Origin of the sequence: Chloracidobacterium sp. (genome assembly GCA_016716305.1) — a bacterium.
Classification (GTDB): Bacteria; Acidobacteriota; Blastocatellia; order Pyrinomonadales; family Pyrinomonadaceae; genus OLB17.
In genome coordinates, this window is record JADJWP010000002.1 from 2,282,829 (window position 1) to 2,298,742 (window position 15,914).

Sequence of the window (15,914 nt, forward strand, 5' to 3'; positions counted from 1 at the left end):
TAATATGGCGTTATTCGGCGAAAAATTTAAGTGCGGGCGGTGCGGGCAAAAGACTGAGCCGATGGGCTACGCTCCGATCCCGACCGAGCTCGGGCAGAAGATAGGTGCCGAGATGTGCGGCGAATGTTGGAAAGAATGGCTGAAAAAGCAGAACCAGCTTATCAATCATTTTGGGATCGATGTTTCGAATCCAGACTCTCACGAGTTTCTTTTCGACAACATGAAGATCTTCTTTTACAACGAAGGCGTGGAACTGGCACAGATCGATACATCGCAGGAAGGCAAGGTCAACTGGTAATTGCCGTTTTTGTCCGGCGACAGCGCTCCGAACAGAATTTAATGGCTTCCCAGTTTCGTCTCCAGCGTGCACGCCAGACCATCGGACGGCCGCACCGCTCGCAGATCTTGGTTGGAAGGTCACGCTTTTTGTATTTTCCGAGCGGTTTCATTCCTTTCCGATGTTCTTCAACGACCTTGAGCTAATCAACGAACAATTCAATTGTGATTTCGCTCGCCCAGACCAGATGGATGCTCTCTGGGAGCAAGGTTGGCGTCATTTCGGAAATCACTTCTTCCGATACAATCTCGGGTTCCACAACGACGAGATCCAGTGTGTCTTGCCGCTCAGGATTCGCCTCGCGCATTTCACGTTCTCAAAAAGCCAGCGTCGAAACCTTCGGCGTAACACGTCGCTGCGGACGAAGATCGGCCCACTGAACCTCACTCCTGAAGCCGAGAGACTTTTCGTCCGGCATAAGATCAGATTTCGCGAAGGCGTCCCGGAGTCGCTCAGCAATTTTGTCCCGCGTCGTGCGGCCGATTCGCCGGCCGATACTATGCAGCTGAGCGTGTTCGACGGCGAACGACTCGTAGCCGAAAGCTATTTCGATGCCGGTGCGACCGCCCTTTCAGGTATCTATGCGATGTTCGATCCGGAAATGGCAAAGTATGGCCTCGGCGTGTTCACGCTCTTGAAAGAGATCGAGTTCGCGATCGACGCCAAAAAGGAACTCTACTATCTTGGCTATGCTTACGAGGGAGCGTCCTTTTACGATTACAAAAAACGCTTCCGTGCAACGGAAGCGTTCGATTGGGCCGACACCTGGTATCCGGTCGCGGCAAACACCGCGTGATCGCGAATTTCCGAGACCATTTTGTTTGCCGCAACTTCGTTTCCGAGTTCAACAGCGTCAACCGATGATGCTCAGTTCGGTCGGCAGCACGCGATCGTTTGCCGGATGTGTCTGTTGCAGGGTTGATGCGAAAGCGGCTTCCATGAATTTCGGATCAGTGATCTCAATATATCTCTGCGTCTGTTCGGGCGTCATAACTTCCAGCATGAAAGTGTTCTCGAGCCATACCTCGACGAGCTGAAACAATCCGCCGCCGCGATTGCAGACAAGCACGCGCCAGCCTTCTCGTTTCGCCAACTCGCGGATCTCATCAATGCTTTTAGAGGTGTTGATGTTCAGATGTGTCGCTACATAACGCGGAACGAACTCGCTTCTAACGAACTGTGCTTCGTGCTCTTCGGTGACGGCATCAGGGTCGTTCTCATCCGGTAGCCCCTCGCCCGGGACGAGCACGGTTCCTGCGGGCGTTATCTCAACAGCCGATCCTCGGCCGTCGTTGGCAAGAACGAAAAATGAATTTGGTGCGGGCGGAAACGGATAAACATAACCGTCCCAAAGCTCTGCCAGAAAATTAGCGACCCTTTCGGGCTCATTAACAGCGATTGAAATATGATTGATCATTGCCAAAAACTCCTCGAATATATGATCGGGACATTTCGTCTCCATCCACATACGCGGAGTTTTGCGGCGGCGCGTGTCAGGTCAAAGCATCTTTGTCAGCGCAATATACTTTTTCGAATCGAACTTCTTTCCGGTGCTGCCGCTCGTCATGTAGCGTATCTGGCCGAACACGGGCCGTTCCATCCACGGCCGGTCGTGCTTGCCGAAGCACCAGAGGATGCCGGCATATGAGTTCGGGTTGCGGCCGTCGAGGCAGTATTTATTGTTGAGGTGAACAAGTGTCTCAAAAGCGAGCTCGTAAGACGGCGACCACGCAATGACGTTCTTGCCCCAGAGCATCCTGACGTAGTTATGCATCTCGCCGGTCGTGACCATTTCACGCTGGCAGGCGTTCCAAAGTTCGTCGTGCGTTTCGCCTGCTTCGAGTTGTTCGAGCGAGTATGTAACGTCACGTTCGTCTGCGGCATGCGCCCGCATTGTCTTATGTACCCATGACGGAAGTGCCTCGAGCGAATCGTATTTCGGATTGTGCCGTGTCATGTTATACGAAAGCTCCCGCCGAACGATAAGCTCTTCGAGGTAAGCATCTTTCGATTCTTGAGGTGCGTCCGCGTCCTGTACGGCGAGTGCGATCTCAAGCGGTGACAAGAAGCCAAAGTGTAAGTACGACGAAAGCCGCGACGATCCTACGCGGTCGGGTTTGTTTCGTGCAGTTTCGTAATCGGGCAAGATCTCTTCGACAAATTTCTTGAGACGCTTTCGGCCGTTCGCCGTCCCGCCATGATAAACATCCGACGGCTTCACCGAATGATCGATATCGCACGCGGCAACCAGCGAGCTTATCGCTTCAGCCGTCACGACCGTCTCCGGACAATCGACGTCCAACTCGAGCGAGCCGTACTCGACCGATTCCTCGACGAACGGCTTTAAATAATTCGGAAGCAGCTTTTTGATCTTCGGCCTGATCGTGTATGCCGCGTATTCTTCCTTGTCGAACTTGGACATCGGCACGATCCCATTCGAATCGACCGCGTGGACGGGAATGTCCGCCCGCTCGGCGATCCGTCGGTTGTGGCCGGGAATGATGAAGCAGGGAAAGTCGTCAGTGACGATCAACGCGGCATCTTTCGCGAGCGTCGCGACCGTGTTCTTCGCCGAACTTTCATCCTTCTGCAGATAGAAGATGTAACGAATGCCGAGCCGTTCAAATTCTTTACGCTTCTCCTCAACACCCTCAAGAATGAACGTATGCAGCCGGTCGCTCGCCCACGGGTAGTAATACTTCAACCCTTCATAAACCACCAGCGGCAGTTTAAGTTCGTTCGCCTTCCGTATCGCCCAAACAAGCGCATGGTTATGCGACGTCCGCTTGAACATCTGAATCCAATACACAACATAGCGACCCTTTGTGTTGATATCTTTCTGATTTAGCAGGACTACTCTTTCGTTGATCCGCATCTTCGATTTAATATAATCCACAGAGGTCACAGAGAGCACCGAGAAATATGAAATATATAAGTCTGTTCTTCCGCGAACTTTTATCTACCTATCGATTCGTCAAGCCGGCTCATTTGGTTTTCACCCTCTGTGCCCTCTGTGTTCTCTGTGGCAAAACTCCCGCACAGGATTTCAAACAGCTCCATCCCGGCGTCGAGTACGCACAAGTCGAACACAAACTCGGCGATGATCCGGTGAAGATCAACCTCCTGCGGCTCGACCGAACAAAGATCAGACTCGATGTCGTGCATGCCGGAGATTCGGCGATCGGGGTGGAGACCACGTCTTCGATCGCGAAACGCCGAAATGCTGTCGCCGCTATCAATTCCGGATTCTTTCGGCTCGACAAGAGTGCTTACCTCGGAGATGCCTCGGGCGTGCTTATGATCGACCGCATTCTTTTCAGCGAATCCCTAAATGATCGGACAGCACTTTTCATTTCGGACTACCCAGTAACGAACCTCGGTTTTGGTCAGGTTAGGACCGAACATTTCCTGGAATGGGACGGCCGAAAGCTTCCGGTCCACGGTATCAACCGTGAAGGAAAGGCGGACGAGATCGTCGTTTACGAAAAGGCGTTCGGTTCCTCTACTCCGCCTGGCTTCGCTGGCGTCAACATAACCATTCTGAATGGCAGGGTGGCTTCAGTAAGCAAGGCGGCAAACATAGAGATACCAGCCAAAGGATACGTGATCTCTGCCTCAGGAAAGCTTGCCACTGAGCTTTCGGGTATCCGGCCCGGTGACGACGTTAGCTACTATCGGCTTCCACTGCTTCTTCGGGATGGACTTCGGCTGCCGCTTGAGATGGTGGACGACATCGTTGCGGGCGTCCCCCAACTCATCAAGAACGGCAAGATCGACATAACTTGGGAGCAGGAGAAGGCGAGCAGGTCGTTTGCCGAGACGCGGCATCCGCGGACGGCGGTGGCGAAATTGAAGGACGGCAAGTTTCTGATGATGACGGTCGATGGCCGCCAGCCGGGCGTGAGCGTCGGGATGTCGCTGCAGGAATTGGCGGAGTATCTTTTCTCGCTCGGTGCGGTCGACGCAATGAACCTCGACGGCGGCGGATCGACGACGATGTTCCTCGACGGCAAGGTTGTCAACAAACCCTCCGACCCGTCCGGCGAACGCAAGATCGGCGACGCGATCCTGGTAACATTGCGAAAGAACAGGTAAGCGGCTATTCGAACTTTTGCAGGTACTGCCCGATTCGGTTCGGCGAGAGGTCGTCCGAGAGCAGCCCAATGTAGTTGTCCGGCCGAAGGATCACAAAGAACGGATCGTTATAGCCGAACGCCTCCTGCACCTTCGTGTCGAGTGGATATACGTGCGAATCAATTCGTTCCTTCCATTTGTTCAAGAGCGCATCAGGAAGAGGCAGGATCTCGGAGGCTGCATCTGAGAAGATAACAAGGTGAAATATCGGCGCACGAAGGTCGTTGTAAATACTCCGTCCGTCGATCTCAAGCCAGGGCATTCGATCCCCGGCTTTCACTGCAAAGCTGCCTACTGTCTCGCTCAGCGAACTCTCACGATAACTTATACCGATCTGCGAGACGAGTGGAAAAACGATCCTTTTCACTGCGTCGAAGCTTAGCGCAAAATTCGCAACATACGGGAAAACATTTTTCCTGACGAATGAGGTGAACCATTCATCGCTTGCCGCAAGATCGAAGACCCGGTCAGTTGTGCTGAGTAACCGCTTGGCGTTCGGCAGCCTTTCCTCGTTATAACTTTCAAGCAGTGAATTCGGAGAGCCGTACTTCAGAACCTGAGCAAGCTTCCACGCAAGGTTATATCCATCTTGAATTCCGGTGTTCATTCCCTGTGCACCGGCGGGCGTGTGAATGTGAGCTGCGTCACCCGCCAAGAAACATCGTCCCATCGAAAAGCTCTCCACGGATCGTGAGTGGACTTTGTAAACAGAACTCCAGTTGACTTTGATTATGTCAAACTTCAGCTCCGTGTCTTGCGTTACCTGTTGCTCGATCTCGTCAAAGAGTATCTCGCTCGGGTCTTTCTCATGCCCCTCGGGGAATGTGCCGACGATCCTCCAACGTCGCGTCCCGACCATCGGGAAAAAAGCAGTGAGCGTTTCGTCACCCAGATTAACGTGCAGCGCGTCATGCGAAAACTCCCAGTCGAGTTCGACGTCCGCAACATAGAACAATCGCTCAAAAGTAGCTCCTTCGAACTTGAGCCCAAGCGAATGACGAACCGGACTATGAGCGCCGTCGCAGCCGACAATGTACCTGGCGCTAATTTCATCGCGGACTTCTTTGCATACGATCTGAGCGGAGACCGATGTCTCGTCGTGTGTAAAGCTCTCAAGTTTGCTCTGCCATTTCACGTCAACGCCGTACGATCTAAGATGGTCGTAAAGCAATGTCTCGTGAAGGCCTTGTTCGACAATTAGGAGAAACGGGAAAGGACTCATTCCCTTACCGATGTTTCGAAGATCGATCTCACCACGTACTTCACCGCCGCTGACGAGTCGAGCTTTCTCGGCGTGCGAACCCTGCGCGATAAGCCTGTCGGCGATTTCCATCTGCTCATAAATCTCGAGGGTCCGAGCCTGAACACCGATCGCCTTCGAATGCGGAGTTGTTCCTTCGCGTTTATCGACGATCGCGAAGTCGACTCCGTATCGAGCCAGTTGGTTGGCCAATGACAACCCGGTTGGTCCGGCTCCTACGATCAAGACGTCCGTTTGCATATGTGAATTGTATTCCTATACTTTTGAAACTGAAAACTCCTGCTCATTCATCACAAATCTGATATGAAGCTGAAACAACCCGCCGTATTTTCATTCGCCGTCCTGTTGCTGACACTCTCAGCGACATTTTCCGTTCGTGCCGACAATGTCGACCGTATCGTGCTTGAACGAATGAAGGAACAAAATATTCCCGGTGCGGCCGTCGCTGTTATCAAAAATGGAAAGACCGTCAAGGTGAAAGGATACGGCATTGCCAGCCTTGAATTTGGTGTTCCTGTTTCGACCGATACGGTCTTCGAGATCGGTTCGGTTTCGAAACAAATGACCGCGGCGGCGATCATGATCCTTGTCGAAGACGGCAAAGTACGTCTCGATGAAAAGATATCAGCGTACCTTCCCGGCACGCCCGAAGCGTGGAAAGATGTGACCGTAAGACATTTGTTAACACATACTTCGGGGATCAAGAGCTACACTAGCCTGACCGGATTCGAGCTTTCGCGGCGAGTCACGATCGATGGGTTCATCAAACAACTGTCGCCGTATCCACTCGAATTCACGCCGGGCGAAAAGAACATATACAGCAACAGCGGTTACAACCTGCTTGCATATATCATCCAGACACAGAGTGGAAAGCCGTATATGGAATTCATGCGTGAGCGCATTTTCTTGCCGCTCGGAATGACCCGTACCGGCGACCGCGACCCGCAGTTCATCATTCCGCAGCGTGCTGGCGGTTACGAATGGCGCACCGATCGCTACGTCGGACGCGACGGCAGTCTGACCGATCTGATGGGCGCGGGTTCGATCACTTCGACGATCGCAGACATGATCAAATGGGAAGCCGCACTTCGCGGCAGCAAGTTTTTGAAACCGGAGAGCAAGCAGGAGATATGGACACAGTACACGCTCAGCAGCGGCGAACGATCGGTCTACGGTTTTGGTTGGCGCATTTCTGAAGTGCGCGGCCACAAGCTTATCGGCCACACCGGACAGACCGCGGGATTTGGTGCCGCCATTCTTCGTTACATCGATGATGATGTCACGGTGATCGCACTCACGAATCTGGGCGAACTCGGAATGGGAAATTTGATCGCTTCGCGCGTCGCAAAACTTTTTATTCCGACGCTGTCTTTGAAATTTTTCAAAAAAATTTCTGATCACGACAAAAATAAATTCGAACTGATTTCACGAGCGTTACGCGCTCGCATTGCCAACGAATCAGACCTGAGTATATTCACTCCCGAGTTTGTACGAACTTTCACAACCGAACGATCTAAGCGCACAACGCAGCTTGTCTCCTCATCCGGTGCGATCCGCGCGATGGATGTTGTAGGCTTTGAAACTGTTGGAAATACAAGGGTTTACCGTCTTCTTTCAAGCTCGGAAAAACATATCTTCTTGTGGCGTGTCACGTTGGACAGCGATGGCAAGATCAACGATATGGTGCTTGAGGAATACGAGTGATCCGGTCGAAGTGACACGACGTTCTCTTCCGCGCTTTTCGATCCGGAACCGGCCGCCGCCGATCGCGTAGCCTAACGTCAATAGTTTTCTTACACATACAACGCAAAACCTAAACAAAAACTTTACACAATTTAATAAAGTTGTGATACGTTATATTCGGTTACTAAAGCTTTACCCTAATCCACTTTGAAAGACTAGAAATATGGCAGCAAAAAAACCAGCAGCAAAATCACCAGCGAAGAAGGCAGCTCCTGCAAAAAAAGCAGCAGCTCCTAAGAAGGCGGCTCCGGCCAAGAAAGCAGCTCCTGCAAAAAAAGCAGCAGCTCCGAAGAAAGCGGCTCCTGCTAAGAAGGCGGCTCCTGCAAAGAAAGCAGCAGCTCCGAAGAAAGCAGCTCCGGCGAAAAAAGCAGCTCCTGCAAAAAAGGCGGCAGCAAAAAAACCGGCAGCAAAAAAACCGGCAGCCAAGAAAAAGTAGTTAAGGCTACTTTCAACTTAAATGGATAAAGGCCCGACGAACTTTCGACGGGCCTTTACCTTTTCGACCGTTCACGACATCCAGCCTTGTCAATATAAACCGAAGGCGAACTCGATCGCCATTGCCGTGATGAATGGGAGCAGCATTGCTGTTATCCCGAATGTGAAAACCCGACCGCTCCGCTGCGGGCCACCGTTGACCGGATAGGTCGGAGACATCAGTTGGATCTTCTTATCTGAAATGCCAAGCACTTTGGCGAGGCGTCCTCCGTCGAATTCGAGCGGAACATTTTTCACACCTGGTGTCGCTTCGACCCGACGGTAGACCTTTCCGTATTCCCATGCCGCTGTGATGAAAGCGGTCGCGAATAAAACCAACCAAGGCGACCAACCGCCGTAGCCGTAAAAGACCGAAAGAAAATGCGGTATAAGACCGCCGAAAAAAAGCGGAACCGCAAGCATTAAAAGGAAGATGAATTCCCGGCGGCTGACCTCTCTCTTTCGATGGTTGAGAGCGACGATGATCGTGCCGAAGACAAATGAACCGATCGAGACGGCCGCGCTTTCCGCAAAGAAGAGCCAGATGCTGCCGCTGCCAAAAAGCAATACGTTCAACGCGATCTGAAAAGGAATGGTGAGCGTAATGAAAAGTGCGACCGGAAGCGATCGGGGAATAGCATATCCGTTCGCAAGAAAAAGCGAATACATGAGGACCGCCGGAAAGCCGAGCACACAAAGGTACTTCGGAAGTTCGGCATTCGGGAACATCATGTACGCGGCGACGACAGCTAACGACGGAAGCAAAAGCAAGTAAACGAAATGGATCCACATCAACGCGCGAACAATATGGTCCATAAGAGCAGGCTAAACATCAAGAAGTAACGTATCGTCTTTCACTGTTACGTTGACGCTTCCGCCGGCAGCAAGCTTTCCGAATAACAACTCGGCGGCAAGCGGTTGTTTGATCTTGTCGTGTATCAACCGCGCCATCGGGCGCGCACCATAGCGTGCATCGAAGCCATTCTTTGCAAGCCATTCGCGAGCCTCGTCGTCGAGCTTTATCAAGACGCGTTTTTCGGCCAATTGGCCATTCAATTCGCCGATAAATTTGTCAACGATCAGCTTGATCACATCGATGTCGAGAGCCTTGAACGGGACCCATGCGTCGAGGCGATTTCGAAACTCCGGTGTAAACGTTCTTTCGATGGCGCCTTTCGCATTTCCTTTCGTGTCCGAAGCATTACGAAAACCCACGCCGCCCGACGAAAGGTCACGCGCGCCGGCATTCGTGGTCATTATCAGGATCACGTTTCGAAAGTCGGCCTTCTTGCCGTTGTTATCGGTGAGCGTCGCCGAATCCATCACCTGAAGAAGCAGATTAAAAAGATTCGGATGAGCTTTCTCGATCTCGTCCAGCACGAGCACGGCATGCGGCGTTCGCATGATCGCTTCGGTGAGTAAACCGCCCTGGTCAAAACCGACATATCCCGGTGGCGCGCCAATGAGGCGCGAGACGGTATGCGGTTCGGCGTATTCACTCATATCAAAACGAATGAACTCGATCCCGAGCTGTTCGGCCAACTGTTTGGCAACTTCGGTCTTGCCGACTCCGGTCGGGCCGGAGAACAAAAACGATCCGACAGGTTTCGTCTGATGGCCGAGCCCGGCCCTCGAGATCTGTATCGCATCGACCACTTTATCGATCGCTTCATCCTGCCCGAAGATGTACCGCTTGATATCGTCACGAAGCGATCTGAGTCTTGCTTTCTCATCGCCGACGACCGATTTCGGGGGGATCTTTGCCATGCGGGCGACGGTATTTTCGACCATCTGAACCGAGACCTTTTTCGGACGCCGGCCGGCCGGCATAAGCTTTACGGCCGCGCCAACTTCGTCGATCACGTCGATCGCTTTATCAGGCAAAAAGCGGTCATTAATATATTTTCCAGCCAACTCTGCCGCCGTACGGAGCGATTCATTAGAATATTTAACGCCGTGATGGTCTTCGTAAAATCGTTTTAGGCCCTTTAGGATCTGAAATGTTTCATCTACGGTCGGCTCGCCGATGTCGATCTTCTGAAATCGGCGGGCAAGCGCCCGATCGCGGTCGAAGGCCGCTTTATACTCGGCATGGGTGGTCGAACCGATACAACGCAACTCACCCGCAGCAAGCGCAGGTTTCAGAATATTGGACGCATCCATCGAACCGCCCGATACCGATCCGGCCCCGACGATGGTATGTATCTCATCGATAAAAAGGATCGCGTTGTCTTCTTTCTTAAGGTCGGCAATTATCGCTTTGAACCGTTGTTCAAAATCGCCGCGATACCGCGTTCCGGCAAGCACCGCGCCCATATCTAAAGCAAAGACCTTTGCGTCTTTCAAAACCTCGGGGACGTCACCTTCACTGATCTTCAAAGCAAGCCCCTCGGCCAATGCGGTCTTTCCGACGCCGGGTTCTCCGACATAAAGCGGATTGTTCTTTTTCCTGCGGCAAAGGACCTGTATCGTTCGCTCGATCTCGGCCCCGCGACCGACGATCGGGTCGATCAAACCTTCTTTCGCGCGTGCGACCAGTTCGACCGTAAAGCTCTCAAGCGGTTTCGCCTGCGGACGTTGTCCGCCGCCGCCCGAGAACTCATCGTCTTCATCAAATCCTTCGGGCATCGGCCCGACGCCATCGACCTTCGAGATGCCATGAGAGATATAATTGAGAATATCGAGGCGTGAGACGCCTTGCTGCAAAAGCAAGTAAACCGCGTAGCTCTGCTCAGCCTGGTAAAATGCGGCGAGGATATTGCCGCCGTCAACCATCGGCTGTCCGCTTCCCTCGGCCTGAAGAACAGCATAATTTATGGTCGATTGAAACGTTGCGGTGAGCTCGGGCAGATGCTTGACATCCTCGGGCATCTTTTCGAGAACGGTCGAGAAATACTCTTCAAGCGAGTCGGCAAGTTCGTCGATGCGTGCTCCGCAATTGAACAAGATGTTTCGGGCAGACGTGTCCTGGAGCAAGGCGAAAAGCAGATGCTCAAGCGTCACGTATTCATGACGGTACTTTACAGCTTCATCAACCGCGAAACTTAGTGTCTCTTCTAATTCTCTAGACAGCATTCAACTCGATTCTAACAGTTTTCCTGCGATTAAGAATACCAAAAACTATCTTCGTTCTGTTTCCGTAACGCCGTTGCCCGAAATCGGCGAAACGTACGTGAGGAAGTCGATACCGCTCCTTGAATAGACGCTGATCATCGCTGCCTCGACCGATTTCGCGACGACTCTCGTCTCGCTCAGCATAAAGATCGACGGGCCCGATCCCGAGATGCCGCCGCCGAGCGCTCCGGCTTCGAGCGAAGCCGATCTGACCTCTGCGAAAAGCGGTATCAGCTTGCTGCGAACAGGTTCGACGATATGATCGGTCATTGCTCGTGCAAGCAATTGCGTGTCGCCGCTGTTAATTGCGGCAACAAAAGCTCCGAGATTGCTCCAATTCTTGACAGCGTCTCGAAGCGGGACATTATTAGGCAGAAGGGCTCTAGCGTCAGCGGTCCTGATCTCGATCTGCGGATGAATTACCGTCGCCCAAAACGGCGGCTTGCCGAGGCGGACGATATCGAGCGGGTCGGTCGACCGCACCAGCACAAAGCCGCCGTATATGCATGGAGCAACATTGTCAGCATGCCGCGAACCCGAAGCGAGCTCCTCGCCGGCCATTGCAAGCTCGACCAATTCCGGATCCGAGAATCGACTGCCAAGCAATTTATTAGCAGCGACGACCGCACCGCATGCGCTTGCCGCGCTAGACCCGATGCCGCTGCCCGGTTTGATGTGTTTCGTTGAAATGATCTCAAAACCGTTCTTGCAGCCAGCCCTTTCGATCAAAGCCAGAAGTGCGATTCCCGCAACATTCCGCCACGGGTCGTCAGGCAGCCCGAAATCATCTAGATTCGTGATCTTCACGGTCGGCTCATCGATCTTTCTGACGGTCATTTCGTCAAAGGGTTCCGATAGAGCAAATCCCAGACAGTCGAAGCCGCAGACGACGTTAGATACTGTTGCCGGAACTCTGACGGTTACTTCCTGCATATTTCTGATTCGAATTCTGACGTATTATCATTGACGTCGGTTGTTTCGGACATTCCTCTCGTCTTCAGATGCAATACTTTAGCACAAACCGCATTTCTCGCCCGGTCTCGTTCCGCGAGGCTGTTTTGACCGGTCAGCCGGACGACAAAGGGCTTTATTTTCCGGACGCCATTCCTTACATCGACGAGGATCTCCTCGTACAGTTCAAAAAGATGAGCAATGGCGAGGTCGCTTTCGAGGTGATCCGGCCATACGTCGGCGACGAGATACCCGACGACACTCTGCGGCAGATCTGCATCGAGACCGTCGATTTCCCTTTTCCGCTTGTGGAAATCTCGGAACAGATCTCCGTGTTGGAGCTCTTTCACGGTCCGACACTTGCGTTCAAGGACGTTGGGGCTCGGTTCATGAGCCGCTGTTTGAAGTACTTTTCAAAAGATAGCGGCCGAAAAACGGTAGTGATCGTCGCAACTTCCGGTGATACCGGCGGGGCGGTAGCAAACGGATTTCATAACGTCGATGGCGTGGAGGTAGTGATCCTCTATCCGAAAGGGAAGGTCAGCAAGGTTCAGGAGCTTCAGTTGACTACGTTAGGCGGCAATGTAATTACAATGGAGATACGCGGGGATTTCGACGATTGCCAAAAATTAGCTAAACAAGCTCTTGCCGATGAAGAGCTTAAGGCGAGAGTGTCTCTCACCTCGGCTAATTCGATAAATGTGGGCAGGTGGCTTCCACAGCAGTTCTACTATTTTTTTGCGGTAACCAATATTGATGGTGAGCCGCCTGTGATCTCGGTCCCGAGCGGCAATTTTGGCAATCTCGCCGCGGGTATGCTCGCGAATGCGTCGGGCCTGGCGGTTGGCAAATTCATCGCCGCCTGTAATGCAAATGATGTGATCCCGCGATATTTTGAAACGGGCACGCTCATGCCTCGACCTTCGGTCGCGACGATCTCGAACGCGATGGATGTTGGTGATCCGAGTAATTTTGTGAGGGTCGAAGAGTTGGCGGATCACAACGTCGAAAGGCTTCGCGAAAGCCTCGAAGCGGTGAGCATCTCAGATGAAGAGACCATTGAGACGATGCGTCGTGTCTATGCCGATCACGGTTATGTCTTGGACCCGCATGGCGCGGTTGCATACGCAGCTCTTTACAGGCATCTTTCAAAACGTCCTGAGCTGAAGGGCATAATTCTCGAAACTGCCCATCCGGTTAAATTCGAAACGGTTCACGAAGTCCTTGGAACATACGGCAGTGTTCCGTCGTCGATCGCCGCTCTTGAAAACCGAGAAAAGGTCAGTATCGAAATGGATGCTGATTACGACGCGCTTCGATCGGTATTGTTAGAAAGGGTCGTTTAACGCCCTGTACCGGATCCGGCGACGGCACGAATACCTGTTTAGAATAACCCAGGCGAGCACATCTTTGCTTCGGTTCGATCTCTTGCTCGGCGAGAAAATATATGAAAGTCATGAAGTTTGGCGGGTCATCCGTGGCGAACGCCGAGACTATCGAAAAGGTGATCAAGATCATCGGTCGATCAGCGGCGGAGGACAGGTGCATTGTCGTTCTTTCAGCATTTCACGGCACGACGGACGCGCTGATCGACACAGGCCGGCTTGCAGAATCGGGTGACGACGGCTTCATCGAGAGGATCAACGAGATCGAAAAAAATCACAATGAGGTAATGCTTGGCCTATTTCCCGAGTACATTCCGGCTCCGCTTGATGAGTTTGTAGAATCGACGATCGCCGAGCTTGAGAGCATCTGTGAAGGCGTTTTGCGTATACGCGAACTCTCGAAAAAAACGCTCGAGCGGATCCTCAGTTTTGGCGAGATCGTCTCATCGAAAATAATATCCGAGAAATTACGTGATGCAGGCATCGACAATCAGTGGAAAGATGCCCGTGAACTGATCGTAACCGATTCTTCTTACGGCCATGCCGGGGTCGATCTCGAGTCAACATACGCTCGCATTCGCGAATTCTTAGTGTCTTCAGAAAGCCGCGTTATAGTCGTTCCGGGGTTTATCGCGCGTGATGCCGCCGGCTCAACTACGACCCTTGGCCGCGGAGGATCCGACTATACCGGTGCGATATTTGCCGCAGCGGCCGATGCCGAAATTCTGGAGATATGGACCGACGTCAGCGGGATGATGTCAGCCGATCCGCGGTTCGTCAGGAACGTCAGACAGATCCCGAACATAAACTATCGCGAAGCGATGGAGCTATCACATTTCGGTGCCAAGGTCATCTACCCGCCGACCATACAGCCGGTCATGGCAAAACGCATACCGGTGTGGATAAAGAACACATTCGCCCCGGAAGACCCGGGAACGCTGATAGAGGCTGAGACGGCTGACGCCGGCAGCATCGTCCGCGGTATATCCAGCATCGACCAGATCGCCGTGCTTAGCCTGGAAGGAAGCGGAATGGTCGGCATCCCCGGATTTTCAAAGCGGCTCTTCGAAGCTCTGTCTCGCGCCCAGATAAACGTCATTCTGATCACACAAAGCTCATCCGAACATTCGATCTGCGTTGCGATAGACGATAAATTTGCGAAGCAGGCCAAGTATGTTGTCGATCAAGAATTCGAGAACGAGATAACGGTCGGCAAGATCGATCCGCTCGGTGTCGAAACAGGTTTCTCGATCCTTGCCTTGGTCGGCGACAATATGAAGGCGCACACCGGTGTCAGTGGACGAATGTTCGCTACGCTCGGCCACAACGGCATAAATATTCACGCGATCGCGCAGGGTTCATCAGAGCGGAACATATCTGCGATCATCGACTCGGTCGATGTAAGAAAGGCAGTCAATTCGCTCCATGAAGAGTTCTTTTCGGACGGGACCAAACAAATAAACCTGTTCATTGCCGGTGTCGGCACCGTGGGCAAACGTTTGCTAGATCAGATCGGTTCCCAACATCGATATATCGCTGACGACCTGAGGCTGAACCTTCGCGTTATCGGCATTGCGAACAGCAAGCAGGGCTTGTTTGCTGACGAGGGCATCGATGTTTCCGATTTTGTTTCGCAGCTAGCCGATGCACCGCAGATGACGATAGCAGAATTCACGGACCGGATACCCAAGCTCAATCTGCGAAACTCGATCTTCGTCGATGTGACTGCCAGTCCGGCGGTTGTCGAGACCTACCCGAAACTGCTCGAACGAAGTATCTCGATCATCGCGTGCAACAAGATCGCCGCCTCATCAGAATACAATGAGTATATTCACTTAAAGGACCTTGCCCGCGAGTTCAACGCAAATTTCCTTTTTGAGACCAATGTTGGTGCCGGGCTCCCGGTTATCAACACCCTTAACGATCTGACCCGCAGCGGCGACCGCGTAATGCGCATTGAAGCCGTATTGAGCGGGACGCTCAACTTTGTTTTTAACAATTACGACGGCACTCGAAAATTTGCAGAGATCGTCAGGCAGGCTCAAAACGAAGGCTACACCGAACCTGACCCTCGGCTTGACCTAAACGGAACCGATGTCGCTCGAAAAATACTGATACTTGCCCGCGAGTCTAAGAACGTTCTGGAAATGGGCGATATCGAGAACCGAAGCTTTCTGCCCGCGGCTTGTCTCGATGGAACAGTTGACGATTTCTATCGTGAACTCGAACGTAACGAAGGTCATTTTCTCAGCTTGATCGAAAGTGCAAGATCACACGGTAAAAGACTGAAATACATCGCAACGCTCGATGCGGGCAAGGCGAGCGTCGGCCTTGAAGAGATCGGCTCTGAACACAATTTTGCGAACCTTTCGGGAAAGGACAACGCCGTGCTTTTCTACACCAAGCGATATTCGGAACAGCCGTTGGTGATAAGAGGCGCCGGAGCCGGTGCTGACGTGACCGCGGCGGGGGTTTTCGCTGACATCATTAGAGCGTCGCGTTCATAGGTTCAATC

General features: G+C 52.5%; 14 protein-coding genes. 7 read left to right on the forward strand and 7 right to left on the reverse strand.

Features of this window, described 5'->3' with window-relative positions:
- The first annotated feature begins 4 nt into the window (after positions 1 to 4).
- The gene (locus IPM28_12340) at positions 5 to 298 is read left to right on the forward strand and encodes a Fe(2+)-trafficking protein (protein MBK9173769.1); all 294 of its coding nucleotides are present in this window, start codon (positions 5 to 7) and stop codon (positions 296 to 298) included.
- Here the strand turns inward: IPM28_12340 and IPM28_12345 are convergent.
- Entirely contained in the window at positions 288 to 449 is a 162-nt protein-coding gene (locus tag IPM28_12345; protein ID MBK9173770.1) for a DUF2256 domain-containing protein, read from the reverse strand. The genes IPM28_12340 and IPM28_12345 overlap by 11 nt on opposite strands.
- A gap of 9 nt (positions 450 to 458) precedes the next feature.
- Between IPM28_12345 and IPM28_12350 the strand changes: the two genes are divergently transcribed.
- Positions 459 to 1,133, forward strand: coding sequence for an arginine-tRNA-protein transferase (locus IPM28_12350; protein ID MBK9173771.1), 675 nt, complete (start codon positions 459 to 461; stop codon positions 1,131 to 1,133).
- Positions 1,134 to 1,190: 57 nt separating this feature from the next.
- Here the strand turns inward: IPM28_12350 and IPM28_12355 are convergent, their stop codons facing one another.
- Together IPM28_12355 and IPM28_12360 are read right to left on the reverse strand one after the other, a co-directional pair.
- A complete protein-coding gene (locus IPM28_12355; protein ID MBK9173772.1) occupies positions 1,191 to 1,754 on the reverse strand; it encodes a hypothetical protein in 564 nt (187 codons plus the stop codon).
- Between the two features lie 81 nt (positions 1,755 to 1,835).
- Entirely contained in the window at positions 1,836 to 3,233 is a 1,398-nt protein-coding gene (locus IPM28_12360) for a deoxyribodipyrimidine photo-lyase (GenBank protein ID MBK9173773.1), read from the reverse strand.
- A gap of 26 nt (positions 3,234 to 3,259) precedes the next feature.
- On the opposite strand from IPM28_12360, the gene IPM28_12365 reads away from it, so the two are divergent.
- Positions 3,260 to 4,432, forward strand: coding sequence for a phosphodiester glycosidase family protein (locus IPM28_12365; protein MBK9173774.1), 1,173 nt, complete (start codon positions 3,260 to 3,262; stop codon positions 4,430 to 4,432).
- Between the two features lie 4 nt (positions 4,433 to 4,436).
- On the opposite strand, the gene IPM28_12370 is transcribed toward IPM28_12365, so the two are convergent.
- Positions 4,437 to 5,972, reverse strand: a complete 1,536-nt coding sequence (locus tag IPM28_12370; protein ID MBK9173775.1) for an FAD-dependent monooxygenase — start codon at positions 5,970 to 5,972, stop codon at positions 4,437 to 4,439.
- Positions 5,973 to 6,035: 63 nt separating this feature from the next.
- Between IPM28_12370 and IPM28_12375 the strand changes: the two genes are divergently transcribed.
- Both IPM28_12375 and IPM28_12380 read left to right on the forward strand, forming a co-directional pair.
- A complete protein-coding gene (locus IPM28_12375; GenBank protein MBK9173776.1) occupies positions 6,036 to 7,436 on the forward strand; it encodes a beta-lactamase family protein in 1,401 nt (466 codons plus the stop codon).
- Between the two features lie 202 nt (positions 7,437 to 7,638).
- Positions 7,639 to 7,911, forward strand: a complete 273-nt coding sequence (locus tag IPM28_12380) for a hypothetical protein (GenBank protein MBK9173777.1) — start codon at positions 7,639 to 7,641, stop codon at positions 7,909 to 7,911.
- Positions 7,912 to 8,000: 89 nt separating this feature from the next.
- Here the strand turns inward: IPM28_12380 and IPM28_12385 are convergent, their stop codons facing one another.
- Genes IPM28_12385 through IPM28_12395 form a run of 3 tightly spaced genes read right to left on the reverse strand, consistent with a single transcriptional unit; the run spans position 8,001 to position 11,996 of the window.
- Complete coding sequence (locus IPM28_12385; GenBank protein ID MBK9173778.1) at positions 8,001 to 8,765, reverse strand: hypothetical protein; 765 nt, start codon at positions 8,763 to 8,765, stop codon at positions 8,001 to 8,003.
- A 9-nt stretch (positions 8,766 to 8,774) separates the two neighbouring features.
- Positions 8,775 to 11,024, reverse strand: a complete 2,250-nt coding sequence (clpA, locus tag IPM28_12390; GenBank protein MBK9173779.1) for an ATP-dependent Clp protease ATP-binding subunit ClpA — start codon at positions 11,022 to 11,024, stop codon at positions 8,775 to 8,777.
- Positions 11,025 to 11,069: 45 nt separating this feature from the next.
- Positions 11,070 to 11,996 (reverse strand): homoserine kinase, encoded by a 927-nt coding sequence (locus IPM28_12395; protein MBK9173780.1) that lies wholly within the window; start codon positions 11,994 to 11,996, stop codon positions 11,070 to 11,072.
- A gap of 68 nt (positions 11,997 to 12,064) precedes the next feature.
- Between IPM28_12395 and thrC the strand changes: the two genes are divergently transcribed.
- Together thrC and thrA are read left to right on the forward strand one after the other, a co-directional pair.
- A complete protein-coding gene (gene thrC / locus IPM28_12400) occupies positions 12,065 to 13,360 on the forward strand; it encodes a threonine synthase (protein ID MBK9173781.1) in 1,296 nt (431 codons plus the stop codon).
- Positions 13,361 to 13,461: 101 nt separating this feature from the next.
- Positions 13,462 to 15,906 carry a bifunctional aspartate kinase/homoserine dehydrogenase I gene (thrA, locus tag IPM28_12405; GenBank protein MBK9173782.1) on the forward strand — a complete coding sequence of 815 codons (2,445 nt, stop codon included), beginning with the start codon at positions 13,462 to 13,464 and terminating at the stop codon, positions 15,904 to 15,906.
- The last annotated feature ends 8 nt before the right edge of the window (positions 15,907 to 15,914 follow it).

What these genes read in the sequence shown, in the direction of transcription:
- IPM28_12345 (MBK9173770.1), bottom strand. Translation starts at nt 449, where the DNA reads ATGAAACCGCTCGGAAAATACAAAAAGCGTGACCTTCCAACCAAGATC.
- IPM28_12380 (MBK9173777.1), top strand. Translation starts at nt 7,639, where the DNA reads ATGGCAGCAAAAAAACCAGCAGCAAAATCACCAGCGAAGAAGGCAGCT.
- thrC (MBK9173781.1), top strand. Translation starts at nt 12,065, where the DNA reads ATGCAATACTTTAGCACAAACCGCATTTCTCGCCCGGTCTCGTTCCGC.
- IPM28_12395 (MBK9173780.1), bottom strand. Translation starts at nt 11,996, where the DNA reads ATGCAGGAAGTAACCGTCAGAGTTCCGGCAACAGTATCTAACGTCGTC.
- IPM28_12385 (MBK9173778.1), bottom strand. Translation starts at nt 8,765, where the DNA reads ATGGACCATATTGTTCGCGCGTTGATGTGGATCCATTTCGTTTACTTG.
- IPM28_12365 (MBK9173774.1), top strand. Translation starts at nt 3,260, where the DNA reads ATGAAATATATAAGTCTGTTCTTCCGCGAACTTTTATCTACCTATCGA.
- IPM28_12355 (MBK9173772.1), bottom strand. Translation starts at nt 1,754, where the DNA reads ATGATCAATCATATTTCAATCGCTGTTAATGAGCCCGAAAGGGTCGCT.
- IPM28_12350 (MBK9173771.1), top strand. Translation starts at nt 459, where the DNA reads ATGTTCTTCAACGACCTTGAGCTAATCAACGAACAATTCAATTGTGAT.
- IPM28_12375 (MBK9173776.1), top strand. Translation starts at nt 6,036, where the DNA reads ATGAAGCTGAAACAACCCGCCGTATTTTCATTCGCCGTCCTGTTGCTG.
- clpA (MBK9173779.1), bottom strand. Translation starts at nt 11,024, where the DNA reads ATGCTGTCTAGAGAATTAGAAGAGACACTAAGTTTCGCGGTTGATGAA.
- IPM28_12340 (MBK9173769.1), top strand. Translation starts at nt 5, where the DNA reads ATGGCGTTATTCGGCGAAAAATTTAAGTGCGGGCGGTGCGGGCAAAAG.
- IPM28_12370 (MBK9173775.1), bottom strand. Translation starts at nt 5,972, where the DNA reads ATGCAAACGGACGTCTTGATCGTAGGAGCCGGACCAACCGGGTTGTCA.
- thrA (MBK9173782.1), top strand. Translation starts at nt 13,462, where the DNA reads ATGAAAGTCATGAAGTTTGGCGGGTCATCCGTGGCGAACGCCGAGACT.